The organism is Aquitalea sp. ASV15, assembly GCF_016429115.1.
Lineage (GTDB): Bacteria > Pseudomonadota > Gammaproteobacteria > Burkholderiales > Chromobacteriaceae > Aquitalea > Aquitalea magnusonii.
On the sequence record NZ_JAELTZ010000032.1, the window covers coordinates 21,476 to 47,420 of the forward strand.

Annotated in this window: 19 protein-coding genes and 1 riboswitch; of the genes, 17 read left to right on the plus strand and 2 right to left on the minus strand. The window is 64.9% G+C overall.

Annotated features, from left to right (window positions below; translation table 11 throughout):
- Positions 1-205: 205 nt before the first annotated feature.
- Entirely contained in the window at positions 206-946 is a 741-nt protein-coding gene (locus tag JHD64_RS14320) for a hypothetical protein (RefSeq protein ID WP_199053668.1), read from the plus strand.
- Between the two features lie 128 nt (positions 947-1,074).
- Here the strand turns inward: JHD64_RS14320 and JHD64_RS14325 are convergent, their stop codons facing one another.
- On the minus strand, positions 1,075-2,538 hold the full coding sequence (locus JHD64_RS14325) for a cobyric acid synthase (RefSeq protein ID WP_199053670.1): 1,464 nt from the start codon (positions 2,536-2,538) through the stop codon (positions 1,075-1,077).
- Between the two features lie 112 nt (positions 2,539-2,650).
- On the opposite strand from JHD64_RS14325, the gene cbiB reads away from it, so the two are divergent.
- The 16 genes from cbiB (at position 2,651) to bluB (ending at position 24,676) form a co-directional block, all read left to right on the plus strand.
- Positions 2,651-3,592, plus strand: coding sequence for an adenosylcobinamide-phosphate synthase CbiB (gene cbiB / locus JHD64_RS14330; protein WP_199053673.1), 942 nt, complete (start codon positions 2,651-2,653; stop codon positions 3,590-3,592).
- Entirely contained in the window at positions 3,585-4,571 is a 987-nt protein-coding gene (cobD, locus tag JHD64_RS14335) for a threonine-phosphate decarboxylase CobD (protein WP_199053675.1), read from the plus strand. The genes cbiB and cobD overlap by 8 nt, the downstream gene beginning before the upstream one ends.
- Before the next feature lie 42 nt (positions 4,572-4,613).
- A riboswitch (cobalamin riboswitch) is annotated at positions 4,614-4,794 on the plus strand.
- Positions 4,795-4,954: 160 nt separating this feature from the next.
- Positions 4,955-5,284 (plus strand): ferredoxin, encoded by a 330-nt coding sequence (locus tag JHD64_RS14340; protein WP_199053683.1) that lies wholly within the window; start codon positions 4,955-4,957, stop codon positions 5,282-5,284.
- The gene (locus JHD64_RS14345) at positions 5,281-9,411 is read left to right on the plus strand and encodes a cobaltochelatase subunit CobN (RefSeq protein WP_199053685.1); all 4,131 of its coding nucleotides are present in this window, start codon (positions 5,281-5,283) and stop codon (positions 9,409-9,411) included. The genes JHD64_RS14340 and JHD64_RS14345 overlap by 4 nt, the downstream gene beginning before the upstream one ends.
- The gene (locus JHD64_RS14350; protein WP_199053688.1) at positions 9,408-11,354 is read left to right on the plus strand and encodes a putative cobaltochelatase; all 1,947 of its coding nucleotides are present in this window, start codon (positions 9,408-9,410) and stop codon (positions 11,352-11,354) included. Before JHD64_RS14345 ends, JHD64_RS14350 begins: the two co-directional genes overlap by 4 nt.
- Complete coding sequence (locus JHD64_RS14355; protein WP_199053690.1) at positions 11,239-12,105, plus strand: cobalt-precorrin-7 (C(5))-methyltransferase; 867 nt, start codon at positions 11,239-11,241, stop codon at positions 12,103-12,105. The genes JHD64_RS14350 and JHD64_RS14355 overlap by 116 nt, the downstream gene beginning before the upstream one ends.
- A complete protein-coding gene (locus tag JHD64_RS14360; protein ID WP_199053692.1) occupies positions 12,102-13,673 on the plus strand; it encodes a precorrin-8X methylmutase in 1,572 nt (523 codons plus the stop codon). Before JHD64_RS14355 ends, JHD64_RS14360 begins: the two co-directional genes overlap by 4 nt.
- Complete coding sequence (gene cbiD, locus JHD64_RS14365) at positions 13,670-14,824, plus strand: cobalt-precorrin-5B (C(1))-methyltransferase CbiD (RefSeq protein ID WP_199053694.1); 1,155 nt, start codon at positions 13,670-13,672, stop codon at positions 14,822-14,824. The genes JHD64_RS14360 and cbiD overlap by 4 nt, the downstream gene beginning before the upstream one ends.
- Positions 14,817-15,548 (plus strand): precorrin-2 C(20)-methyltransferase, encoded by a 732-nt coding sequence (gene cobI / locus JHD64_RS14370; RefSeq protein WP_110312902.1) that lies wholly within the window; start codon positions 14,817-14,819, stop codon positions 15,546-15,548. The genes cbiD and cobI overlap by 8 nt, the downstream gene beginning before the upstream one ends.
- Positions 15,545-16,384, plus strand: coding sequence for a precorrin-4 C(11)-methyltransferase (cobM, locus tag JHD64_RS14375; protein ID WP_199053696.1), 840 nt, complete (start codon positions 15,545-15,547; stop codon positions 16,382-16,384). Before cobI ends, cobM begins: the two co-directional genes overlap by 4 nt.
- Entirely contained in the window at positions 16,381-17,145 is a 765-nt protein-coding gene (locus JHD64_RS14380; RefSeq protein ID WP_199053698.1) for a cobalamin biosynthesis protein, read from the plus strand. Before cobM ends, JHD64_RS14380 begins: the two co-directional genes overlap by 4 nt.
- Positions 17,146-19,315: 2,170 nt before the next feature.
- Positions 19,316-20,854: a precorrin-3B C(17)-methyltransferase gene (gene cobJ / locus JHD64_RS14385; protein ID WP_199053699.1), complete on the plus strand. Its 1,539-nt coding sequence runs from the start codon at positions 19,316-19,318 to the stop codon at positions 20,852-20,854.
- Positions 20,851-21,951: a GTP-binding protein gene (locus JHD64_RS14390; RefSeq protein ID WP_199053700.1), complete on the plus strand. Its 1,101-nt coding sequence runs from the start codon at positions 20,851-20,853 to the stop codon at positions 21,949-21,951. Before cobJ ends, JHD64_RS14390 begins: the two co-directional genes overlap by 4 nt.
- Before the next feature lie 175 nt (positions 21,952-22,126).
- Positions 22,127-22,729, plus strand: coding sequence for a cob(I)yrinic acid a,c-diamide adenosyltransferase (gene cobO, locus JHD64_RS14395; protein ID WP_199053701.1), 603 nt, complete (start codon positions 22,127-22,129; stop codon positions 22,727-22,729).
- A gap of 1 nt (position 22,730) precedes the next feature.
- A complete protein-coding gene (locus JHD64_RS14400; protein WP_199053702.1) occupies positions 22,731-24,023 on the plus strand; it encodes a cobyrinate a,c-diamide synthase in 1,293 nt (430 codons plus the stop codon).
- On the plus strand, positions 24,020-24,676 hold the full coding sequence (bluB, locus tag JHD64_RS14405; protein WP_199053708.1) for a 5,6-dimethylbenzimidazole synthase: 657 nt from the start codon (positions 24,020-24,022) through the stop codon (positions 24,674-24,676). The genes JHD64_RS14400 and bluB overlap by 4 nt, the downstream gene beginning before the upstream one ends.
- A gap of 85 nt (positions 24,677-24,761) precedes the next feature.
- Here the strand turns inward: bluB and JHD64_RS14410 are convergent, their stop codons facing one another.
- Complete coding sequence (locus JHD64_RS14410; protein ID WP_199053710.1) at positions 24,762-25,688, minus strand: LysR family transcriptional regulator; 927 nt, start codon at positions 25,686-25,688, stop codon at positions 24,762-24,764.
- Positions 25,689-25,945: the final 257 nt, after the last annotated feature.

Consider the following 25,945-nt stretch of genomic DNA (forward strand, 5'->3'; position numbering starts at 1 on the left):
CCAGTCACGGTAAAGTCGCGCTGCGCATGAAATGCGCCAGACCTGCTGCCAGCGCGTGCTCTGCGGCGCAGGCCGTGCACGCTTGTCACTGCCTGACGAAGAATGCCGCAGGCCAAGGGGCAAGCGCGCCATGCCGCGCAGTGCTGCACCCACGCGCCAGCCGCCACCGTAAAAGAGCGTTAACCGGCCCTAGCCAAGGCAAGCCATGAACAAGACTGTGATTTCTCTTTTGCTGGGCAGCTTGCTCAGCGCCTGCGCCAGCCACGCCCCGGCCTTGCCGGATGGCCCGGCCGGCCCCATCCGCAAGGAAACCGGGCAAGCGGATTGTCCGGATTGCAGCAAAATCATCACTTACCGCGCCGAACGCAGCTTTGGGGCAGAACAGCAGACTGGCGATGCCCGCTTCAGGGGCAGGCTCAGCGCCAGGGCCAGCTTGCTGGCCAGCAATCACAGTGCCAACGGCGATTATGTCTACCGGCTGGCGCTGGACATCACGGCCAGCGGCAACTACCTGGCAGTGACACCGCTGGCCGCGCGCAATCAGCCGTTGGCCCAGGTGCAGCAGCAGGATGCCGAACAACTGCATGTATGGTGGCAGGATGGTGCCGGGCGCCGGCGCATGCTGCTGCTGAGCGCTTACTCGCGCAGCCAGCCGCTACAGGATTTCCAGTGCCGGGCCACGCCGGGAGAGGGCTACTGCAGCTGGAAGCAGTATGTCGAGCTGCCAGCGGCTGCCGTTGCCGAGGCAATACGGCTGCAAGCCCCGCTGCGGCTATTCGTGGGCAGCACGCACAGCAACACCGTGTATGGCATGCGCAGCTTCAACAACAAGCCGTCAGCATCGGTGGTGACCCAGTACAAGGGGGTTAGCGTGGAGATGCCGGCACCGCATGTGCTGGGCTTCAGCCAGGCCATGCAGACACTGGATATTGAAATAAACCAGTAAGAGCGGCTGACAAAATAGCGTGGCGACCCTGGGCAAGACGCGCCGACGCAGACAGTACAAAGAGCACGGCAAGGAGGCGCAAGGCAGCCGCAGGGTTTGTATTAGTGGCGCTGAATCAGGTCCCGCGCTCAGGGCAGCCAGCCGGCCAGCGGCGTCAGGTCCAGATGCTGCTGCAGCATGTCGGCCAGCCGTTCGATATGCGCTTCGCGGATGGCCGGGTAGTCCAGCGGCTGTGGCGCGGCCAGCCCGGCCCATGCCAGCAGGGCGGTCAGGCTGGCCGGTTGATCGAACACGCCGTGCAGATAGGTGGCCAGAATCTGACCATCGGCGCTGATGGCCCCGTCGCAGCGGCCATCCTCCAGCCGCACCGCAGGCTGTTGCAATGCCCTGCCCGTGCTGACTCCCATATGGATTTCATAGCCGCTCACCGCGGCGCCAGCCAGCGTCAGCTGGCCGTTCACCCGCGTCAGCTGCTTGTGCGCGGCCAGCGTGGTTTCCATTTCCAGCCAGCCCAGGCCCGCACTGCTGCCCGCCTCGCCTTCCAGCCCCAGCGGGTCGTGCAGCTGCTGTCCCAGCATTTGCAGGCCGCCGCAAATGCCGATCAGCTTGCCGCCATAACGCAGGTGACGGGCAATGGCCGCCTCCCAGCCCGCGGCGCGCAGGCTGGCCAGATCAGCCCGCACGCTCTTGCTGCCGGGCAGGATGATCAGGTCAGCCGGGGGCAAGGGCTGGCCGGGCTTGACCAGCAGCAGTTCCACTTGCGGATGCAGGCGTAGCGGGTCGAAATCGGTATGGTTGCTGATGCGCGGCAGCACCGGCACCACCACGCGCAGCGTCTGCTGCGGGGTCTGCTCGTCTTGCGGACGATTGAGCGCCAGGCTGTCTTCCGCCTCGATATGCAGGCCGTTGAGATAAGGCAGCACGCCCAGCACCGGCTTGCCGGTGCGTTGCTCCACCCACTCCACGCCGGACTGCAACAGCGCCGGGTCGCCACGGAAGCGGTTGATCACCAGTCCCACCACCCGCGCGCGCTCGCTGTCGGACAGCAATTCCAGCGTCCCCACCAGATGGGCAAACACCCCGCCGCGTTCGATATCCGCTACCAGCAGCACCGGGCAGTCCACCGCCTCGGCAAAGCCCATATTGGCGATATCCCCCTCGCGCAGATTGATTTCCGCCGGGCTGCCCGCCCCTTCCACCACGATGCACTGGTATTGCGTGGCCAGCCGCGCGTGCGACTGCAACACCGCCTGCATCGCAACCGGTTTGTAGGCGTGGTAGGACACCGCGTCCATATTGCCCACCGCCCGCCCCTGGATGATGAGCTGGGAACCGGTATGGCTATTGGGCTTGAGCAGCACCGGGTTCATGTCGGTATGCGGCTCCACGCCACAGGCCAGCGCCTGCACCGCTTGCGAGCGGCCAATCTCGCCGCCATCCACCGTCACCGCACTGTTCAGCGCCATGTTCTGCGGCTTGAACGGGGCCACGCGCAGGCCGCGCCGCGCCAGCAAACGGCACAGGCCGGTGGCAAAGGTGCTCTTGCCGGCATCCGAAGTGGTGCCCTGAATCATGATGGTTTTGGCGGTCATGCTTTTCTCCGGCGCGCATTTTTTCGGGAAGCCCCCTAAAATGGCGCTCTTCCACGGTAGGACAGCGCACTAAGCGACTGTCGTGAAACCGGCGATTATATAGGCGCGTGACGTGATTTCAGCTGTATTTCTGTTGTTGGCCGTGGTGCTGGACCGCCTGCTGGGCGAACCGCGCCGTTGGCATCCGCTGGTGGGCTATGGCTATCTGGTGCGCAAGGTGGAGCATGCCCTTTACCCGGCCACACCTCAGGCCGAACCGGTATGGCGCATGCGTTTGCGCGGCGTGCTGGGCATCAGCCTGTTGCTGCTGCCGTTGACCGGCCTCGCCTGCTGGCTCGCGCGCCTGCCGTGGCTGGGCCAACTGGCCTCGGTCTTGTTGCTGTACCTCGCCATTGGCGCACAAAGCCTGCGCGAACATGCCCAGGCGGTGCTGGATGCGCTGCGCGCCGGCGACCTGCCGCTGGCCCGCTACAAGGTGTCGATGATCGTCAGCCGCAACACCAGCGAACTGGACGAAACCGCCGTGGCACGCGCTACCATCGAATCGGTGCTGGAAAACGGCAGCGATGCCATTTTTGCCGCCGTATTCTGGTTTTTGCTGCTGGGCGCACCGGGCGTGGTGCTGTACCGCGCCGCCAATACCCTGGACGCCATGTGGGGCTACCGCAACGAACGCTTTTTGCACTTTGGCTGGGCCGCCGCGCGCTTTGACGATGTGCTCAACCTGATTCCCGCCCGCCTCACCGCGCTGACTTACATCCTGCTGGGCCATACCCGTCAGGGCTGGCAATGCTGGCGCGCCCAGGCCCCCAGCTGGTACAGCCCCAATGCCGGCCCGGTGATGGCCGCCGGTGCCGGGGCGCTGGGCGTGCTGCTGGGCGGCGCGGCCAGCTATCACGGCAAGCTGAAGCAACGCCCCACCCTTGGCCTGCAACGCCCGCCGGTGGCCGAGGACATCGCCCGCGCCATCGCCCTGGTAGAGCGCAGCCTGTGGCTATGGGTGGCGCTGGCCTTGCTGGCTGGCTGGCTCAACTGGAGTTTTTCTCATGCTTGAACACGGTGGAGGCATCCTGCGTGCCGCAGCACAATACGGCATTGCAGTGGAAAACTGGCTGGACCTGTCCACCGGGCTGAACCCGCAAGGCTGGCCGGTGCCAGCCATCAGCCCGCGCAGCTGGCAACGCCTGCCGGAGGATAATGACGGCCTGGAACAAGCCGCGGCGGATTACTACGGCAGCCCGCTGCTGCTGCCGGTGGCCGGTTCCCAGCCGGCCATCCAGCTGCTGCCCACGCTGCGCCCACCCTGCCGGGTGGGCATGCTGCCGCTGTGTTATGCCGAACACCCCTGGCACTGGGCGCAGCACGGCCACACGCTCAGCTGTCATGCGCCCGAGGACATCGACACGGCGCTTGATGAGCTGGACGTACTGCTGCTATGCCACCCCAACAACCCCACCGGCACCACCTTTGCCCGCGAGCAGTTGCAGGACTGGCGCGCCCGGCTGGCCAGCCGCGGCGGCTGGCTGATCATTGACGAAGCCTTCATGGATGCCACACCGGAACACAGCCTGCTGGGGGATGTGGGCCTGCCGGGGCTGATCGTGCTGCGTTCCATCGGCAAGTTCTTTGGCCTGGCCGGGGCGCGGGTGGGTTTTGTGTTTGCCTGGCCCGCCCTGCTGCAACAGCTGGCCGAGGCCATCGGCCCGTGGAGCATCAACGGCCCGGCGCGTGAGGTGGTGAAGCTGGCCTTGCAGGACCATGCCTGGCAACTGGCAATGCGCGGGCAACTGGCCGTCGACAGCCAGCGCCTGCAGCAGCTATTGCAAGACTACGGCCTGACTCCGGCAGGCGGCAGCCGCCTGTTCCAGTGGCTGCACGGGGCGCATTGCCCGGCCTTGTTCGACTTTCTGGCCAGCCGCGGCATTCTGGTACGGCAGTTTGCCGACGGCCCCAGCCTGCGCTTTGGTTTACCGCCCGACGAGGCCGGCTGGCAGCGACTGGAAACCGCACTGACACAATGGGAAAGGCTTTGAAAATCAAGCCGCAGAATTCCCATTTACCCTGTTGTCACGTATCATGCGCGCTTCAATGACGGTGCCCCGCCAGGGGTGAAACGGGAATGCGGTGAGACACCGCAGCTGCCCCCGCAACTGTAAGCGACGAGTCCGCATCACGATGCCACCGGGGCCAACCGGGAAGGCGATGCCGGGTAAAGAAGCGCGAGCCAGGAGACCGGCCGTCATCCGTGTCGACGCGGGCTGAATCCGGGCGGGGTGTACCGGGGGAATGCACCGTGCCGCCCATTGCCGGCGCGCCGTGCCCTCGCCTGCGGCGACCTATCGTCAGCAGGGGCCGCCATGAATTCATCCAGCCAGCCGATACCGGCACACCACGCCAGCCTGTCGGGGTCCCGCCAATGAGACAGCACTATCGCCATGTGCTGATGTGCACCGGCCCGCGCTGTACCGAAAACGGCCAGCAGGCCGAGGTCATGTTCAAGCAACTGGGCCAGGCGATTGACGCCTGCGAGGGCCTCAAGGTGAAACGCACACGCAGCCATTGTTTTGCCGTGTGCAAGCAAGGCCCCATCATGGTGGTGTATCCGGAAGGCGTGTGGTATCGCAAGGTGGATGCCAGCGCGGTACAGCGCATTGTCAGCGAGCACCTGCAAGGTGGCGTGCCGGTGGAGCCGCTGATTTTCCATCGTCTGGGCTCGGGTGATGTCAACACGGAAAGCCCGCAATGACGCATGACAATACTGGCGGCATCGTGCTGCTGAGCCATGCCGGTACCGACCTCACCGCGCTGGGCCGTGTGCACTGGCCGCGGGATTTCAGCCCGGTGGCGGGCATCGCCCTGCAACAGATCAGCGATGAAAACCAGATGCAGCAGCTACTGGACGGGCCGCTGTCCAGCGCCCGCATCCTGCTGCTGCGCGTACTGGGCCGGGTGCAGGCCATTCCCGCTTTCGATCTGCTGCGCCAGCAAGCCATCGCCCGCCGTCAGGCACTGATCGTGCTGAGCGGCACCGGCGAACCAGACCCGGAACTGGCCGCACTCAGCACCGTCCCCCCGGCAATCCAGCAGGATGCCAATGCCTATCTACAAGCCGGTGGCAGCAGCAATATGGCGCAGCTGATGCGCTATCTGTCCGACCGCCTGCTGCTGACCGGCCACGGCTACCTGCCGCCAGCTGCACTGCCGGAACACGGTCTGTATCACCCGGAACTGTCCGACGGCTGCAGCCTGGATGACTGGTGTGAAATTCGCCAGCCCGGCTGGCCCACGGTGGCCATCAGCTTCTACCGCGCCCACTGGCTGAGCGGCAACACCCGCTTCATCGACCTGCTGGTGGACATGCTGGCCGAGCGGCAGATCAACGCGCTGCCGCTGTTTACCTCCTCGCTGCGCAGCCAGGATGAGCAGGGCCTGCCGGCAGCGCTGCAATGGCTGCGCGACCCACGTGCCGGTGAGCCCTGTGTGCTGATCAACACCACCTCCTTTGCCATGGGCGAAGTCAATGCCGAGGGCGCCACCCAGGCCAGCTGGGCAGTAGAAGCTTTCGAACAACTGGACATCCCGGTGCTGCAAGCCATCACCAGCAGCATGACCCAGGCGCAGTGGGAAGCATCCGAGCGCGGGCTGAACCCGCTGGATACCGCCATGAATGTGGCGCTGCCGGAATTCGACGGCCGCATCATCGGCGTGCCGGTATCGTTCAAGCCGGAAAACCCGGCCAGCAGCGACTACCAGCCACTGCCGGACCGCATGCGCCGTCTGGCCGGCATTGCCGCCCGGCTGGCGCGGCTCAAGCACACCCCGGCTGCCGACAAGCGGGTCGCCTTCATCTTTACCAACTCCAACAGCAAGGCCTCGCAAGTGGGCAATGCGGTGGGGCTGGACTCCGCCGCCTCGCTGTATGCGCTATTGCAGGCGATGCAGGCCAATGGCTATAGCATCAATACCCTGCCGGACAGCAGCGACGCGCTGATGCACAGCCTGATCGACCGTGGCTGTTACGACACCGACTACCTGAGTGCCGATCAACTGCGCCAGGCTGTGGCCCGCGTGCCGCTGGCGCGCTACCAGCAATGGTTTGCTGAACTGCCCACCCCGCTGCAACAGCGCATGCAGGAGCGCTGGGGCGCAGCGCCGGGTACGGCTTATGTCGATGGCGACCAGCTGGTATTTGCCGGCATGGAGCTGGGCAATGCCTTTGTCGCGCTGCAACCGCCGCGTGGCTATGGCATGGACCCGGACGCCATTTACCACACGCCGGACCTGCCGCCCACCCATCACTATTACGCGCTGTACTGCTGGCTGCGCGACGAATGGCAGGCCGATGCCATTGTCCACGTCGGCAAACACGGCACGCTGGAATGGCTGCCGGGCAAGGGCGTGGGCGTGTCGGAACACTGTTTCCCCGACGCACTGCTGGGCGACATGCCCATGTTCTACCCCTTCATCCTGAACGATCCGGGCGAAGGCTCGCAGGCCAAACGCCGCGCCCATTCGGTGATCATCGACCACCTGACCCCGCCGATGACCACCGCCGACACCTACGGCCCGCTGGCCCAGCTCACCCAGCTGGTGGACGAGTACTACCAGGTGGAAATGCTGGACCCGAACAAGCTGCCGCTGTTGCAACAGCAAATCTGGGACCTGATCAAGGAAGCAAAGCTGGACAGCGACCTGGCCGCCATGCTGGGGCACGACCATCATCACCATGATGAACATGAACAGGGTCACCATCATCACGACCACCATGACGAACATGATCATGACCATGCCCACCCGCATGCACCCAAGGCAGCACCAGCGGGCTATCGCCTGAGCCAGCCAGCCAAAGCCGGGAAAGCAAAGCCTGCCAAGGCAGCAGGCATGCAGTTCCGCCCGGTGGCCAAGGGCGCAGCGCACAGCCACGGCGCGCATGATCATCACCATCATAATGATCATGAGCACGGCCACCACCATCACGCTCACGATGAGCATGACCACGACCATGCCCACGAGTGGGACACCACGCTGAATGCCGACGGCGTGCCGCTGACGCTGGCCAGGATGGAGGGCGTGGACGTGGCCCACCTGATCGAGGACATCGACGGCTATCTGTGCGAACTGGGCGCGGCACAAATCCGCGACGGCCTGCACATTCTCGGTCAGGCCCCGCAGGGCGAGGCGCTGGTGGACATGCTGTGCGCCCTCACCCGCCTGCCCAATCTGGCCGTGCCCAGCCTGCCCGCCAGCGTGGCGCAAGCCCTGGGTGTGGACTGGGAGGCATTGCAGAACGAAAAGGGCCGCCGGCTTGAAAACGTGCCCGCCCCGCTGGAAATGAGCAGCCCACAGTTGCTGCACACCCGCAGCGATGCCATCGACCACATCAATCAGCTGGCCCGCCAACTGGTGGCGCGCTTGCTGGCCCCGGTCAGCTCACCGCTGCCCGCCATCATTGCCGCCGTACTGCCGCAGGCCGGTGACAGCCAGGCCCTGCAACAGGTGCTGGCCTATATCCAGCGCGAACTGCTGCCCAATCTGGCGCGCACCCACGAAGAAATCGACAACCTGCTGCGCGGTCTGGCTGGTGGCTATGTGCCAGCAGGCCCCAGCGGCGCGCCCACCCGTGGCATGGCGCACATCCTGCCTACCGGACGCAATTTCTACTCGGTGGACCCGCGCGGCCTGCCCTCGCAAGCCGCCTGGCAGGTGGGCAGCCAGCTGGCCAATGAAATGCTGGCGCGCCATCGCAAGGAAACCGGCAGCTATCCGGAATCGGTCAGCATCAGCGTGTGGGGCACCAGCGCCATGCGCACCCATGGCGACGATATTGCCGAAATCCTCGCCCTGCTGGGCGTACGTCCGCGCTGGCAGGCCGAAAGCCGCCGCGTGGCCGGCATCGAGGTGATTCCGCTCTCCGAGCTGGGCCGCCCGCGCATTGACGTGACGGTGCGCATCAGCGGCTTTTTCCGCGATGCCTTCCCGCAGCTGATTGCGCTGGTGGACGACGCAGTGCAAGCGGTGGCCATGCTGGACGAAGACCCGGCCGACAACTACCTGCGCAAGCATTATCTGGACGACATGCGCCAGCAGTTGCTGCAAGCCCTGCCCGACCAAGCCGCCGAACCGGCGCTGCTGCGCATCTTCGGCGCCAAGCCCGGCAGCTACGGTGCCGGTATTCTGCCCTTGATCAACGAGCAGAACTGGCAGACCGACGCCGACTTCGCCACCGCCTACCTCAACTGGGGCGGCTATGCCTATGGCCGTCAAGTACAAGGGGCGGATGCGCGCGACGCGCTGCGCCATCGCCTGTCCGGCGTGGAAGTGGCGCTGCACAATCAGGACAATCGCGAACACGACATCTTCGACAGCGACGACTACCTGCAGTACCACGGCGGCATGATTGCCACCATCCGCAGCCTGACCGGCCGCCAGCCGCGCGCCTTCTTTGGCGACAGCCATAACCCGGACCAGCCCCAAGTACGCGGGCTGAAGGAAGAAGTGCTGCGCGTGTTCCGCTCGCGCGTGGCCAACCCCAAGTGGATTGCCAGCATCCAGCAGCACGGCTACAAGGGCGGGCTGGAACTGACTGCCACCGTGGACTACCTGTTCGGCTACGATGCCACCGCCCATGTGGTGGACGACTGGGTCTACGAGGAACTGGCCGCCCGCTACGCACTGGACCCGGCCATGCAGCAGTTTTTTGCCGACAGCAACCCGTGGGCGCTCAATGCCATCAGCGAACGCCTGCTGGAAGCCGCCCAGCGCCAGCTGTGGCAAGAGCCCAAGCCAGAGACGCTGGCCGCGCTGCAACAACTGCATCTGAATAGCGAAGCCATGCTCGAAGCGCGTGGCGAACATCCGCAAGGCCGCTCATGAAACAGATTTATCCGTTTGCCGCCATCGTCGGTCAGGAACAACTGAAACAGGCGCTGCTGCTGTGCGCGGTGGACCCCAGCATAGGCGGCGTGCTGATCCGTGGTGACAAGGGAAGTGCCAAGAGCACCGCCGCCCGCGGGCTGGCGGCCATTTTGCCGCCCATCCGCCGCGTGCCCGGCTGCGCCTTCAACTGCGACCCGGCCTCCCCCTTGGCCGAATGCAGCTGCTGTCAGGGCGAACACGCGGTGGCGGAAGACGCTGCCGTGCCCTTCGTCAACCTGCCGCTGGGCGCCAGCGAAGACCGCGTGCTGGGCAGCCTGGACTTTGAACAGGCGCTCAAGCAGGCCCGCCAGGCCTTCAAGCCCGGCCTGCTGGCCAATGCCCACCGTGGCCTGCTGTACATCGACGAAGTGAACCTGCTGGCCGACCATCTGGTGGACGTGCTGCTGGATGTGGCCGCCATGGGCGTCAACACCGTGCAGCGCGAAGGCCTGTCCATCAGCCACCCGGCACGCATCACCTTGCTGGGCACCATGAACCAGGAAGAAGGCGAGCTGCGCCCGCAACTGCTGGACCGCTTCGGCCTGATGGTGGACGTGGCCGCCCCGCGCGATGCTGCCATCCGCAGCGAGGTAGTACGCCGCCGTCTGGCCTTCGAAGCCGACCCACAGGCTTTTGCCGCCCGCTGGCAGGCCGAGGGCAGCGCGCTGCAGGAGCAGATTCGTCAGGCCCAGGCCATGCTGGCCACAGTGACGGTAAGCGAGCACCTGTTCGACTTTATCAGCCAGCTGTGCTGCGAATTCGAAGTGGCCAGCCTGCGCGCTGACATCGTGCTGCACAAGGCCGCCCGCGCACTGGCCGCGCTGGATGGCCGGGCGCAGGTCAGCGCCGAAGACATCCGCACCGCCGCCATGCTGGTGCTGCCGCACCGCCGCCGCCGCAAGCCTTTCGAGCAAAGCGGGCTGGATCAGGACAAGCTGGATGAGCTGACCCAGCAAGCGCAAAATCCGCCGCCGCCCGCCAGCCCAGCCGATGACACCGCCGCCACAGAACAACAGCCGGGCGAGCAGCAAGACACGCCGGCCGACGACGGCAAGGACGAGCAATCAGAACAAGGCAACGGCGGCGAGCAGCTGTTTGCCGCCCGCACGCCGCAGGACATCGGCACCATACGCCTGGCCAGCCACAGCAGCGACAGCGAAGCCAGCGGCCGCCGCAGCACGGTGCTGAATGCACGGCGGGGTCACAGCGTGCGCGCCGTACCCAATGCCCAACCGCAGGCGCTGGCACTGGACGCCACCCTGCGCCATGCCATCCAGCGCAATCCGGCGGACTTTGCCGTCACCCGCGCCGACCTGCACGACAAGGTGCGTACGGCAAAACAGGGCAATCTGATTGTGCTGGTGGTGGACGCCTCCGGCTCCATGGCCGCCCAGCAGCGCATGGAACAGGTAAAGGGTACGGTGCTCAGCCTGCTGCAGGACGCCTACCAGCGCCGCGACCAGGTGGCGGTGATTGCCTTCCGTGGCCGTCAGGCCGAGCTGGTGCTACCGCCCACCCGTCAGGTGGAACAGGCCGAACAGGCGCTGCACGCCCTGCCCACCGGCGGCCGCACCCCGCTGCCGCATGCGCTGCAACTGGCCGCCACCACGCTGGGCCGTCAGGGTGCGCAGGGCCTGTCACCGCTACTGGTGTTGCTGAGCGACGGCCGTGCCAATGTGGCACTGGGCGAAGACCATGCCGACCCGTGGCAGCAAAGCCTGCAACTGGCGGGCGAGCTGGCCAACGCCGCCATCCCGGCGCTGGTGCTGGATACCGAACAAGCTTATGTCAAGCTGGGCCGCGCCCGCCAACTGGCCGAAGCGCTGCAGGCGGAATACCTGCCGTGCGAGCAGCTGTCCAGCGAACAACTCACCATCACGATTCAGGCGCGACTGGGCTGATGCCGTCGCGTTGCATAAAGGAACAGACATGATTATCTGCATCGGTGCCGGTCCCGGCGATATCGGCTACCTGCCACGCCGCTCGGCCGACCTCATTGCCAACGCCGACGTTGTTGCCGGCTTCAACGCCGTCATCGACGTAGTGCGCCCGCTGATTCCGGACAGCGCCCAGGTCATCCAGATGGGTTACCGCGACCAGGTGGCCCAGCTGGACGAAGTGGCCAAACTGCACCACGCCGGCAAGAACTGCGTGGTGGTATTCATGGGCGACATCCACTTCAGCGGCTTCCAGTATCTGGAACGGGTGGAACGCGCCTGTGGTCACCCGGTGGAAACCATGCCCGGCCTGTCCTCGGCCCAGGTACTGGCCTCGCGCGCCAAGGTGTGTTTTGACGAAACCACCTTCATCACCTTCCACCGCCGTGGCGACCTCACCCCGTTCAAGCGCCATCTGGTGCATGTGCTGCAAGACCAGCGCAATGCCATCGTGATTCCCTGTCCCTGGGACGAGGCGCGCTCCTTCATGCCCTGGCATATCGCTGCCTACCTGCTGGAAAACGGCATTCCGGCCGACCAGCAGGTGGAAGTATGGGAAAACCTCACCCGTGGCGAAGCCGAATGGCACGGCACGCTGGCCGAGTGTGCCGAACACCGCTGTTCGGACATGAGCATCATGCTGATCCGCACCAAAACGCCGATGGCCAGCCAGATCGAGCCCAGCCATCTGCCCACGCCGGAGCAGGCGCAATGAGCACGCAGGACTACAGCATCGTGCTGGCCGGGCATGGCAGCCGCGACCCGGCCGGTATTGCTGAATTCATGGCGCTGGTGGACATCATGCGCCAGCGTGCACCGCAGCGCCGCATCTACCACGGCTTTCTGGAGTTCGCCACGCCCACCATCGATCAGGCGGTGGCAGAAGCCATTGCCGATGGTGCCAAAACGGTGGTGATGACCCCCGGCGTACTGCTGGCCGCCACCCATGCCAAGAACGACATGCCCAGCGAACTGCTGGCGCTGCAACAGGAACACCCGGACACCAGCTTCCACTTTGGCGCGGCCATGGACCTGCACCCGCGCCTGCTGGAGCTGTGCCGCCTGCGCATCATCGAGGCCGAGGCACGCTCAACGCGCACCGTGGCGCGTGGTGACAGCTGCCTGGTGGTGGTGGGCCGTGGCACCACCGACCCGGACGCCAACTCGGAAATCGCCAAACTCACCCGCATGCTGGAAGAAGGCATGGGCTTTGGCGCATCCTTTGTCTGCTATTCCGGCACTGCGCGCCCGCTGGTGGCCGACGGTCTGAAAGCGGCCAGCCTGCTGGGTTTTGAGCGCATCGTGGTGCTGCCTTACTTCCTGTTCGATGGCGTGCTGGTCAAGCGCATTTACGGCGCGGTGGACGATCTGGCAGCGCGCTGCCCGGATATCGAAGTGCTGGCTGCGCCTTATCTGGGCGTGCACGAACAGGTGGCCGAGGTGTTTCTGGAGCGGGCGCAGGAAGGCGTGGAAGGCCGCGCCAGCATGAACTGCTCGCTGTGCAAATACCGGGTGCAGATCATCGGTTTCGAGCAGCAAGTGGGCACGCCGCAACAAGGCCATCACGGCAAGGTGCGCGGCCTGCTGGCCAAGGACAACACCCCTGCTGCAGCGCCCGCCTGGCCGCCCTATGTGCCGCACCCCATCGAGGCGGAAAGCATGCGCATCATCCGCGAGGGACGCGACTGGTCGGCCTTCCCGGCAGAACAGCACACCGCGCTGCACCGTCTGGTGCACACCACCGGCGACTTCAGCAGCGTGGACGAGCTGTTTTTCTCCCCCGGCGCAGCCGCCATCGGCATGCGCGCCCTGCTGCGCTGCCGCCGCATCGTCACCGATGTCACCATGGTGGAAACCGGCCTCAAGCGCGCGGTACTGCAACAGCTGGAAGTGGAAACCTGGTGCGGCGTGCACGACCCGGAAACCTATCTGCTGGCCGAGGCCCACGGCCTCACCCGCTCTGCTGCCGGCATCCGCCGCGCCTGGGAAAAGTTTGGCAATGACGTGATCGTCGCGATTGGCGACGCGCCCACTGCCATCATGGAACTGGTACGGCTGGTGCGCGAACACGGCTGGCGGCCACAACTGGTAGTGGGCCTGCCGGTGGGCTTTGTCGGCACCCGCGAATGCAAGGACGCGCTGCGCGGCCTGCTGCAAGTGCCACGCATCACCAATAGCGGCACCCGTGGCGGCTCGCCGTGGGCGGCTACCATCGTCAATGCGCTGATGATTGACGCCATCGGCCACGTGTACCAGCAGCAACAGGCAGCGCAAGAGGCATGACCCACGAACGGCGCGTCCCCTACGACCTGACGGTGCCGGCCCCCAACGGCCTGCGCCGCGGTCGCACCACCGGCAGCTGTGCCACCGCCGCGGTAAAAGCCGCGCTGGCCTGCCTGCTGGACGGGGTGCGCGCCAGCGAAGTGGACATCAGCCTGCCCGACCCGGACTACTACCTCACCGTGCCGATACAGGCGGTGGACCTGCTGGATGAACACACCGCGCGCGCCGAAGTACTGAAAGACGGCGGCGACGACCCGGACAACACCCACGGCGCCACCATTTTTGCCGAGGTGCGGCGCAATGGCAGCGGCCAGCTGCGCTTTATCGCCGCCGAAGGCGTGGGCACCGTCACCCTGCCCGGCCTGCGCATTCCACCGGGCGAACCAGCCATCAACCCGGTACCACGGCAGATGATGCAGTGGGCGGTGGCCGAGGTGCTGGCTGGCCGGGCCGACCCCGGTTTTGACCTGGCTATCGGCTGCGTGGAGGGCGGGCGCATTGCCAAGCGCACTTTCAATCCGATGCTGGGCATCGTCGGCGGCATTTCCATCCTGGGCACCAGTGGCATTGTCGAGCCGATGTCGCTGGCAGCGTGGATGGCTTCCATCGAGGTGTATATCCGCGTGGCGCTGGGCGATTTGCCTGCCGCCATCGCCTTCACCCCCGGCAAGATAGGCCGTGGCTACGCCGCCGATGTGCTGGGCCTGCCGAAAAAACAGGTGGTGCAGATTGCCAACTTTGTCGGCAGCTCGCTGGAACAGGCCGAGGCCATCCTGCAGGAACAGGGCCGCGTGTTGGACACCCTGTGGGTGCTGGGCCACCCCGGCAAGCTGGCCAAGCTGCTGGACCCCACGGTATGGGACACCCACTCCGGCAAAAGCGCCATGGCCATGGGCGATGTGGCGCAGCTGGCAGCAGAACTGGGCCTGAGCATGGCGCTGGTACAGGCCATCCGCCAGGCCAATACGGTGGAAAACATCGTGCAGATATTGCAAGGCCATCCGCAGGCGCAAGCCTTCTGGATGGAGATAGAACAGCGGGTATCCACCCGCATGCACAGCCGACTGCCCAGCGCCCGCCGCGTGGCAGTGCGGCTGTTCAGCATGGACGGCACGCCGCTGGGCGAGGCCGCCGGAGACACACATGAGTGAACTGGGACATTTCATTGGCGTGGGCGTAGGCCCGGGCCAGGCCGGGCTGATACCGGTGGCTGCGCTGCAGGCCCTGCAGCAGGCCGACATCATCTACCTGCCGCGCGCACGTGGCAGCGAGCAATCGGTGGCACAGCAATGTCTGGCCGGCCTGCCTGTCGACGCCAGCAAATTCCGTGACGTGGAATTCATCATGGACCCGGACCGCAGCCTGCTGGCCGACCACTACGCCGCGCTGGCCGCCAGCGTGGCTGCCGAGCTGGAGCAAGGCCGCAACGTCGCTTATCTCACCATCGGCGACAGCATGACCTACTCCACCTACGGTTATTTGCTGGCCGCGCTGCGCGAACGCCTGCCCGGCCTGGCCCACACCACCTTTCCCGGCGTCACCAGCTTTGCCGCCACCGCCTCGGCGCTGTCCTGGCCGCTGGGCGAAGGCAAGGAACGCATGCTGATTCTGCCCTGCCCGGACGACATGGCCGCGCTGGAAGCGGACATCGCCAGCCACGACATCGTGGTGCTGATGAAAATCGGCCAGCGTCTGCCGGACGTACTGGCCCTGCTGGCGCGGCTGGGTATTGCCCAGCATTGTGCCTTTGCCCGCCGCATCGGCCTGAGCGATGAAATCCTGTGTCCGGATGTCAGCCAGCTGGACGCCTCGGCCAGCGGTTACCTTGCCACCATGCTGATCCGCCGTCAGGCGAGAGAGAAACGTCATTCATGAAAGTCTATTTCATTGGTGCCGGCCCCGGTGCCGCCGACCTGATCACCCTGCGCGGCGCACGCCTGTTGGGTAGCTGCGGCATGGTGCTGTACGCCGGTTCCCTGGTGCCCACCGACATGCTGCAGCATTGCAGTGAAGGTGCCGAAATCCTGGACACCGCCGAACTGTCGCTGGACCAGCAGGAAGACTGCTACCGCCGCGCCCAGGCCGCCAATATCGATGTGGCGCGGCTGCACTCCGGCGACCCGGCCATCTACGGTGCCACTGCCGAACAAATGCGCCGGCTGGAAGCGCTGGGTATTGAATACGAAATCGTCCCCGGCGTGTCCTCCTTCACCGCCGCCGCAGCCGCACTGGGCAGCGAGCTGACCCGCCCGGCCATCTCGCAGTCCATCATCCTCACCCGCGTCTCCGGCCGTGCCAGCGCGGTGCCGGAGCTGGAATCCATCGCCCGCTTTGCCGAACACCAGGCCACCATGTGCATCTTCCTGTCCGGCCAGCGGCTGAAATACACCGTGGCCGACCTGCTGCTGCACTACCCGTCGGACACCCCGGTGGCACTGGTGCGCCGCGCCAGCTGGCCGGACCAGTCCATCCACCGCAGCACACTGGGCAAGCTGCTGGAAGAGGTAAAACAGAAAGACTGGCTGCTCACCACCCTGCTGCTGGTGGGTGCGGCACTGTCGCGCGAAGGCGGAGTGGAATCCAGCCTGTACGCCGCTGGCTTCACTCATATTTTCCGCGATGGCAGCGACCGCAAAACCCCGCGCCCCAGCAAGCGCAAGCCGGAACTGGCGGCACCATCGGAACAGGACCCGGAGCAGCAAGCCTCGTGAGCCACACCGCCATCTGGACAGTACGCGCATCGGCACTGCCGCTGGCGCGGCAACTGGCCGCCGCGCTGGACGCCACCCTCTACCAGCCCTGGCAACAGCCGGATGACAACGCGCGCCAGCAGTTTGCCGCCGTCTTCCACCAGCATCGCCAGTGGGTGTTGCTGATGGCCAGCGGCATTGCCGTGCGCTATCTGGATGGCCTGCCACACAGCAAACTCACCGACCCGGCCGTGGTGGTGCTGGACGAAGCCGCGCGCTTTGCCATTCCGCTGCTGTCCGGCCACGAAGGCGGTGCCAATGCGCTGGCCTACCACGTCGCGCGCCTGACCGGTGCCACCCCGGCCATCACCACGGCAACCGAAGCACTCAAGCCGCTGACGCTGGGTATAGGCTGCCGCCGTGGCAAAAGCGCCGACGCCATCGAACAGGCGGTGTTGCAGGCGCTGGCCGGACGCAGCCTCAGTGAAGTGCACGAAGTGGCCACCATCGATCTGAAGGCCGATGAGCTGGGCCTGCTGGAGTTCTGCGCCCGTCACGACCTGCCCTTGCGCGTCATCGCCCGCGCCGACGTCGCCGCCCGTGGCTGGACCGGCCAGCCCTCCGCCTGGGTACAGCAGAAGGTGGGCGTGGACGGGGTGTGCGAACCCTGCGCGCTGATTGCCAGCCCGCGCGGGCGGCTGCTGGTGCCAAAGATGGCGCGTGAAGGGGTGACGGTGGCGGTAGTGGAGGATGGGTTTGCTGATTTTGGCGCAGGTGAATAACGTCGCCAAACGCGGGGGGCAGGCCAAAGCAGGGTTGGCGAACCGGAACTGGAACCGGCAGACCGCATAGGTCTCCCCACCTGGCCCGCCATAAACCATACGGACACAAGCTAAAGAAGCCGCGCAGTGCGGCTTCTCATGCCAGTTACAAGACAGGTCGCCAAACCTGATTGCGCTTGTAAACGCAACGGGATAAGGCTAATCAGCGTTGTTGGCAGCGGCAAGGTTAGAGGGGCGTGGAAACACTGGCAAGAGGTGCAGGTAAGGGTTTTGTATCCGCTTACGCGGATGATGGTTTAAGGGCCGCTTCCACGCGGCGGACGGTGCTTATTTGATCAGAACGCCTGTCGGAGCAGGCCAGTCCCGTCAGCGCAAGCCGACGCAGAAGTGCCGCCCAGGGTGTTAAGCGGTCGGCTGTCCGCAGCGGCGCGACGTTAGCGCGCCGCAAGTTCCGGCCGCGCCCTGGGCGGCATGGCTGGGGCGGGAATTCGACGCGCTGCGGGTCGCCTTTTCTTTGGGTACTTTCTTTTGGCGAAGCAAAAGCAAAGTACCTCGCCGGCGGGGCGAGACCCGCGAAGTGGCTTTTGTTGTTGGTTTTGCTCTTGGTTTTACGTTGTTGAAAACAGGGCAAGCATCCGCTCATGCGGATAATGATTTACATGCCGCTTCCGCGCGGCGGACGGGAAAGAGGGCTTGCCTGGCCAAGCCCTCCTTCACCTCCAAGGCCACCCCACAAGCATGGCCTGCGGCTACCCTCCGGGACCTGACACTGCTGCGGCACGGCTGGAACTCGCGATTGGCTTACGTCCAATCGCTCAAACAGCCAGCCGCTTAAAACCGCAGCAGCGTCACCCGTCGGCATGCTTGACGGGGCCCATGGGCGCATCGGTACGGTGGTTGATTTTTGAAAGACAAAAAGCATCGTTGATGATTTGCTCTCGTGACGAGGCCAAGACAGCAGTAGAAATAGGATGTGCGGGGTGTCGTCTCAGTCGTTGGCTCGTTGAAACAACAAATTCAACGCAGCCCGGTCCCGTCAGCGCGAGCCGACACAGACGTGCCGCCCAGGGTCTTAAGCGGTCGGCAGTCCGCAGCGGCGCGACGGTAGCGCGCCGCAAGTTCCGGCCGCGCCCTGGGCGGTGCGGCTGGGGCGGGAATTCGCGGCGCTGCGGGTCGCCTTTTCTTTGGGTACTTTCTTTTGGCGAAGCAAAAGCAAAGTACCTCGCCGGCGGGGCGAGACCCGCGAAGTGGCTTTTGTTGTTGGTTTTGCTCTTGGTTTTACGTTGTTGAAAACAGGGCAAGCATCCGCTCATGCGGATAATGATTTACATGCCGCTTCCGCGCGGCGGACGGGAAAGAGGGCTTGCCTGGCCAAGCCCTCCTTCACCTCCAAGGCCACCCCACAAGCATGGCCTGCGGCTGCCCGACAGGGCCCGACCGGTGCGAGGCGCGCCTGAACTCGCGATTTGCTAACGTCAAATCGCTCAAACAAAGCAGGCGCTTAACACCTCGCCCCGGCCACCCGTCGGCATGCTTGACGGGGCCAAGGGTGGCGTCGGTACGGTAGTTTTTCGATAGGGGAAATGGATTTATTCGGGAGCGTTGTGCGGTGGATAGCCCCTTTGGGGCATCCACCCTACAAGGAAGCTTGGCAGGTAGGGCGGAAGCCCCAGAGATTTACCGGGGCGTTCCGCCATCAAACGGACCATCCCCGCGCACAACAAAAATCAGCTGTTCGGACTTTGGAGTGAGACATTTTTCGGAGCAGACCGGTCCCGTCAGCGCGAGCCGACACAGACGTGTCGCCCAGGGTGTTAAGCGGTCGGCTGTCCGCAGCGGCGCGACGTTAGCGCGCCGCAAGTTCCGGCCGCGCCCTGGGCGGTGCGGCTGGGGCGGGAATTCGACGCGCTGCGGGTTGCCTTTTCTTTGGCTTCTTTCTTTTGGCAATGCAAAAGAAAGAAGCTCGACGGCGGGGCGAGACCCGCGAACTTGGTTTGGCTTTCCCGTGGGAGTTAGAAAGAGAACTCTCGCGATCAAACCCGACAGCGCAGGACCACAGTCCAGCACCGCTACGTAACAAATGCAGGATTTACATCAGCAATGCGCACCACGCATTGCCCAGACAAACTTTTGGCAGGCCCCGCCTGCACGCAGCAGAAAGCATCAAGCAATGACCGGAAAACTCTATCTTGTCTCCGTCGGCCCCGGCAGCCGCGAACTGATCCCGCCCATGGTGGAACAGGCACTGGCCGCCAGCGACGTCATCGTCGCTTACGACCTCTACCTTACATGGATCCAGCCGTGGATTGCCGGCAAGGACATCCGCACCCTGCCGCTCACCCAGGAACGCGACCGCGCCCAGCTGGCACTGGCCGAAGCCCGCGCCGGCAAGACGGTGGCGCTGATTTCCAGCGGCGACATCGGCATTTATGCGATGGCCACGCTGGCCTACGAAGACATGCGTGAGGACGATACCTTCGACGTGCAGCTGATTCCCGGCATCACCTCGGCCAATGCCTGCGCCTCGCTGCTGGGCGCGCCGCTGTCGCACGACTTTGCCACCCTCAGCCTGTCCGACCTGCTGTGCCCGTGGGAGTGGATTGAAAGCCGCGCCCGCCATATTGCCGAGGCCGATCTGGCCGTGGTGTTTTACAACGTGCAAAGCAAGCAGCGCCAGGAAGGCGTGTACCGCATTCTGGACATCATGCTGGAACACAAGCGGCCGGAAACCCTGTGCGGCATCGTGCACAATGCCTACCGCGAAGGCCAGACGGTGGAAATCGTCACCCTGGCCGAGCTGCGCACGCGCCAGTTCAACATGCTCACCTCGCTGGTAATCGGCAACCGCTTCACCCGCCGCAAACGCAACTGGATGTTCACCCCGCGCGGCTACTTCAACTGGCAGAACACCGCCGACACCATTACCGCCGACAGCCTGCCCGGCGCCGCTGCCTGGGTGTTTGCCGGCACCAGCGACGGCAATGCGCTGGCACGCCAACTAGCAGAAAACGGCCAGCCGGTGATCGTCAGCACGGCAAGCGACTACGGTGCCGAAATCGTCGCCGCCGACAGCCCCGGCCTCACCAGCATCAGCGGGCGGCTGGGGGTGGAGCGTCGCCGCGAGCTGCTGCAACAAAGCCAGGCACGCTGCATTGTGGATGCCACTCACCCCTATGCCACGGAAATGTCGCAGCAGCTGATGGCGCTGGCACGCGAGCTGGCCCTGCCCTATCTGCGCTACGAGCGCCCCAGCGCTGTCGACCAGCACCCGGCGATTCACTGCAGCAGCATGGCTGAAGCGGCAAAACTGGCGATGCAGCACGGCCAGCGCATTTTCCTGGCCACCGGCAGCAAGGAGCTGGCGAGCTTTGTGCAGGCCGAGGGCGCGGCCGACAAGCAATGGTTCGTGCGGCTGGCACCGGACCCGCAACACCTGCAACGCGCCATCGACCTGGGCATTCCGCGTGCACGCCTGTGTGCCATGCAAGGCCCGTTCTCGCAGGCGGCCAATGAAACCCTGTGGCGCGACTGGCAGATCGACTGCGTCATCAGCAAGCAATCGGGTGACGCCGGTGGCTACAGCGCCAAGGCTGCTGCCGCTGCTGCGCTGGGCATTCCCTTCATCGTGGTGGATCGTCCGCAGCTGGACTACCCGCTCAGCTTTGCGGACTTCACCAGCCTGCAAGCTGCACTGGAGCAACTGGCATGAGCAGCCCGCGCATTCCGGTCACCGTGCTCACCGGTTTTCTGGGCGCGGGCAAAACCACCCTGCTGTCCAATCTGATCCGCGACAGCAAACAACGGCGGCTGGCCATTCTGGTCAACGAGTTTGGCGAGGTATCCATAGACGGCACCATCCTGCGCACGGACGACAAGGCCGGGGTGGAGATTCACGATCTGGCCAATGGCCTGGTGGCTTACGACGACGACGAGCACTTCCTGCCCACCATGCTGGCCTTGTGGCAGCGCCGTCAGCAGATCGACCATGTGCTGATCGAAACCTCGGGGCTGGCCCTGCCCAGCGCGGTGATGGAGCAGCTGCAAGGCCCGGAGCTGGCCGAACGCTTTGTGCTGGACGCCACGCTGGCGGTGGTGGACACCCCGTTGCTGTTGGCGGGTGACTTTGACAGCGGCCACGGCCAGCAGGACGACGCGGTAGCCAGCCTGTTCCGCCAGCAGCTGGAAAACGCCGACATTGTGGTGCTCAACAAAATCGACCAGCTTGACGACACCGCCATGCTGCAAGCGGAAAGCACGGTGCGCCAGTTGGCCCCGTCCATCCGCTTCATCGAGCTGGCCTATCAGGCCAAACTGGATACCCGGCTGACGCTGGGCCTGCATCTGCACGAAGTCAGCGGCAGCGGTCACCGCCATTACGGCCCGGTCTCCAGCCTGCCGCTGAATCTGCGCCCGCTGGCCAACCAGGCGCTGCTGGACGGCCACAGCCACGGCGGCCTGGCCGCGCACAGCCATGGCCTGGCCACTCACAAGCATTTTCACGAACAGGACCCGGGCTGGCAGTCTTTCCTGATTCGCAGCAAGGACGCACAGGACGCAGCTCGCCTGCTGGCAGCGGTGGAAACAATTGCCCGCGAGGAAGCGCTGTTGCGCATCAAGGGCCATGCGACCAGTGCCAATGGAGAGGGCCGGCTGACACTGCAAGCGGTACGCCAGCGCGTGCAACTGCAACAGGAAGCGGACACCGCCGCGCCACGGCAGGCGCAGCTGGTATTCATCGGCTATCACCCCAGCCGCCCGCGCATTGTGGAGCGGCTACGGGCACTCACCGGCACTCACTGGCAGTAAGAGTGACTGACAAAAACCCTGTAGCGGCGTTGCGCCTCCTTGCCGTACTGCTTGTACTGTCTGCGTCGGCGCGCCTTGCCACAGGGACGCTGCGCTATTTTTTCAGCCACTCCAGCTGTACCCATAAGCAATAACCCGACTGCTGCATCAGGCCAGCAATCAGAAGGAAAGCACCATGAAAACCGACGCCGCCGCCCACCAGCGCATGGTGGAAAAGCGCAAGGCCGGCTTTGAAAAGAAAAAGGCCGCCGCCACCAAGGAAAAAGGCTTGCTCATCGTCCATACCGGCACGGGCAAGGGCAAGAGCAGCGCTGCCTTTGGCATGGGTCTGCGCATTGTCGGCCACGGCATGCAGCTGGGCGTGGTGCAGTTCATCAAGGGCGCGCTGCACACCGCTGAGCGCGATCTGTTCAGCCGCTTCGACAACTGCCGCTTTCTCACCATGGGCGAGGGCTATACCTGGAACACCCAGAACCGCGAGGCCGACATCGCCACCGCACGCCAGGGCTGGGAGGCCGCACTGGAAATGCTGAACAGCGGCGACTACGACATGCTGATTCTGGACGAACTGAACATCGTGCTGAAGTACGACTACCTGCCGCTAGACGAGGTACTGGCGGCGCTGGCGGCTCGCCCGGCCAATCTGCATGTGGTGATTACCGGCCGCCATGCGCCGCAGGCGCTGATTGATGCCGCCGATCTGGTAACGGAAATGAAGCTGGTGAAGCACCCCTTCCGCGAACAGGGCATCAAGGCGCAAGCCGGTGTGGAGTTCTGACATGGCTATTCGCCACTGCCCGGCCCTGTTCATCAGCGCCCCCGCCTCGCACCAGGGCAAGACCACCCTTACTGCCGGGCTGGCGCGCTACCACCGCCAGCAGGGCCGAACCGTGCGCGTGTTCAAGACCGGGCCGGATTTCCTCGACCCCTATGTGCTGGAACAAGCCAGCGGCCACACCGTGTACGCGCTGGATTTGTGGATGAACGGTGAGGATGACTGTCGCCAGCGCCTGTATGCCGCTGCCGCCGAAGCCGACCTGATTCTGATCGAAGGCAGCATGGGCCTGTTTGACGGCACCCCCAGCAGTGCCGATCTGGCCCAGCTGTTCGGCGTGCCGGTGGCCGCCATCATCGACGCGTCCGGTATGGCGCAAACCTTTGCGGCGGTGGCGCATGGCCTGGCCACCTTCCGCCCCGGCCTGCCGTTTTACGGCGTACTGGCCAATCAGGTGGCATCCACTCGTCATGCAGAAATGCTCAGCGCCGCCCTGCCCGCCAGCCTTCACTATCTGGGCGCGGTGATGCGCCAGCAGGACATGGGCCTGCCGGAGCGCCATCTGGGCCTGGTTCAGGCGCAGGAAGTGGACGATCTGGAAGCACGGCTGGAGCGCGCCGCTGCCCAGCTGGCCAATACCGCGCTGGCGCAATTGCCACCGCCGGTCGCCTTCCAGCCTGCCACGGCACCCAGCCTGCCACGGCTGCTGGACGGCGTGCGCATCGCCATCGCCCGCGATACCGCCTTCAGCTTCATCTACCCGGCCAATATCCAGACGCTACAGGCAATGGGGGCCGAGCTGCATGACTTCTCGCCACTGGCCGACGATGCCCTGCCCGACTGCGACGCAGTCTGGCTGCCCGGCGGCTACCCGGAACTGCATCTGGCGGCACTGGCCCGCGCCCAGCATAGCCGCGCCAGCCTGCATGCCCACGTGGCAGCAGGCAAGCCGCTGTATGCCGAATGTGGCGGCATGCTGTATTTGCTGGACAGCCTGACCGACAAACAAGGCCAGCGCGAGCACATGCTGGGCCTGCTGCCCGGCCATGCCCGGCTGAATAGCCGCCTGAGCGCGCTGGGCCTGCAACAGCTGGAGCTGGATGGCGCAACCGTGCGTGGCCACACTTTTCACTATTCCAGCCTGGATACGCCCATCACCCCGCTCACCCATGCCAGCCGCGCTACCGGTAGCGGGCCGGGCGAGGCGGTATACCGCCACGGCAGCCTGCTGGCCAGTTATCTGCACCTGTATTTCCCGTCCAACCCTGTGGCCTGTGCCAGATTGTTCCTGCCATGAATGCTTACCCCCAAACCGACATCGACGCTGTCTACCGCGCCATCCGCGAACGGCGCGACATGCGCCACTTCAAGCCGGACCCGGTGGACCCGGCTCTGCTGCAACGCCTGCTGCAAGCCGCGCACCTGGCCCCCAGCGTGGGTTTCATGCAGCCCTGGCGCTTTATCCGCATTAGCGATACCGCCCTGCGCCAGCAACTGCATGCCGAGGTAGAGGTAGAACGGGTGGCCACCGCCAAGGCACTGGGCCAGCGCGAAGACGAATTCATGAAGCTGAAGGTGGAGGGCATTCTCGACTGCGGCGAGGTGCTGGTGGCAGCCCTGATGGACGGACGCGAACGCCATGTATTCGGCCGCCGCACCCTGCCGGAAATGGATATCTGCTCCATCGCCTGCGCCATCCAGAACATGTGGCTGGCGGCCCGCGCCGAGGGCATCGGCCTGGGCTGGGTATCGCTGTTCGACCCGCAGCGGCTGGGCACGCTGCTGGGCCTGCCGGCCGAGGCCAAGGCGGTGGCCATTCTGTGCATCGGCCATGTCGAAGCCTTCTACGACAAGCCCATGCTGGAACAGGAAAACTGGGCGCAGCGGCAAAACCTGGCCGAGCTGGTGTTTGAAAACGGCTGGGCCCGGCCACACACGCCCGCGGCTTGACCGCCACCGGGCAAATGGCCGCCTTACGCGCAGGCTCAGACCATCGCCGACATACCACGTGGCAACAGCGCTGTGTCAGCCATGCTCAGCGCGCGGCGCTATTGCGATGGCTGCTGAATGGTGTCAGGAACTGCTGGCGGAAATAGTCGCGAAACAAGGCGATGGCCGGGCTGATTTCAGCCTGCGCCTTCCACGCCAGCCCCAGCGTCATCGGCGGCACCTGCTGGTGCAGATTGACCGTTTCGATACGCCGCCCCTCCAGCGACCACGGCCGGTACACCATGTCCGACAAAATGGATACGCCACTACCATTGGCCACCATGCTACGCACCGCTTCCACCGAACTGGTCCGCAGCCTGACCTGTGGCTGCAAGCCGGCCTGCCCCCAATAACGCAAGGCTGTCTGTTCCGCCTCATCCACCGTCAGCATGATATACGGCTCGCGGGCAACATCCTGCAAGCTGGGGGCCGGATGAGACAGCAGCGGGTGCTGTGCCGGCAGCCACAGGCGCCGGGGCGAGCTGATAATGGGCTCCAGCTGCAATGCCGGGTTGTCCACATTGGAGCTGAGCAACACCGCCACATCGAAGTCCTGCTGCAACAAGCCGGCTTCGATCTCGGCGCGCGGCAATTCGTGCAGCCGTATTGCCAGCTGCGGATACAGCGCCGCCAGACGCCGCAGATGCGCCGGCAAAAAATACCCCATCACCGTATAGGTGGCCGCCACGGTAAGACAGCCGGCAAAATCACTTTCCCGCTTGCGCAGCAACATGGCCTCTTCCACATTGGCCAGAATCCCGTAGGCCTGTCCCAGAAAGCGCCGTCCGCAATCGGTGAGCACCATGCCGTGGGGGTGACGGACAAACAGGCGCACCACCAGCATTTCTTCCAGTTGCCGGATGGCTGCCGTCACTGCCGATTGGGTGATGCACAGCTGGATGGCCGCCTGGGAAACCTGCCCGGTTTCAGCCGTGGCAACAAAATACTTCAATTGCCGGAAGGAAAAGGCCAAAGTGCTTGCTCTCCATCTTGTTTACGGCGCCTGTCGGCCTGGCCCGATGGCAGCGCCAAACTCAGTCACCCGGCAAGCTGAAATGGTGCGACCTGACTTGAGTAGGCGAGTCAACCCTCACCCATCCGTACATCAGCCACCCCCTTCTTGCCCGGCCCATTCCGTCGGCTGTGCCTGCACCGCGGCTGGCGGCGCACAGGCGGCAGCGCTCTTTTGCAAGGCGTTCAGGTAGCGTTTGTTGGTGAGGTCATCGTACA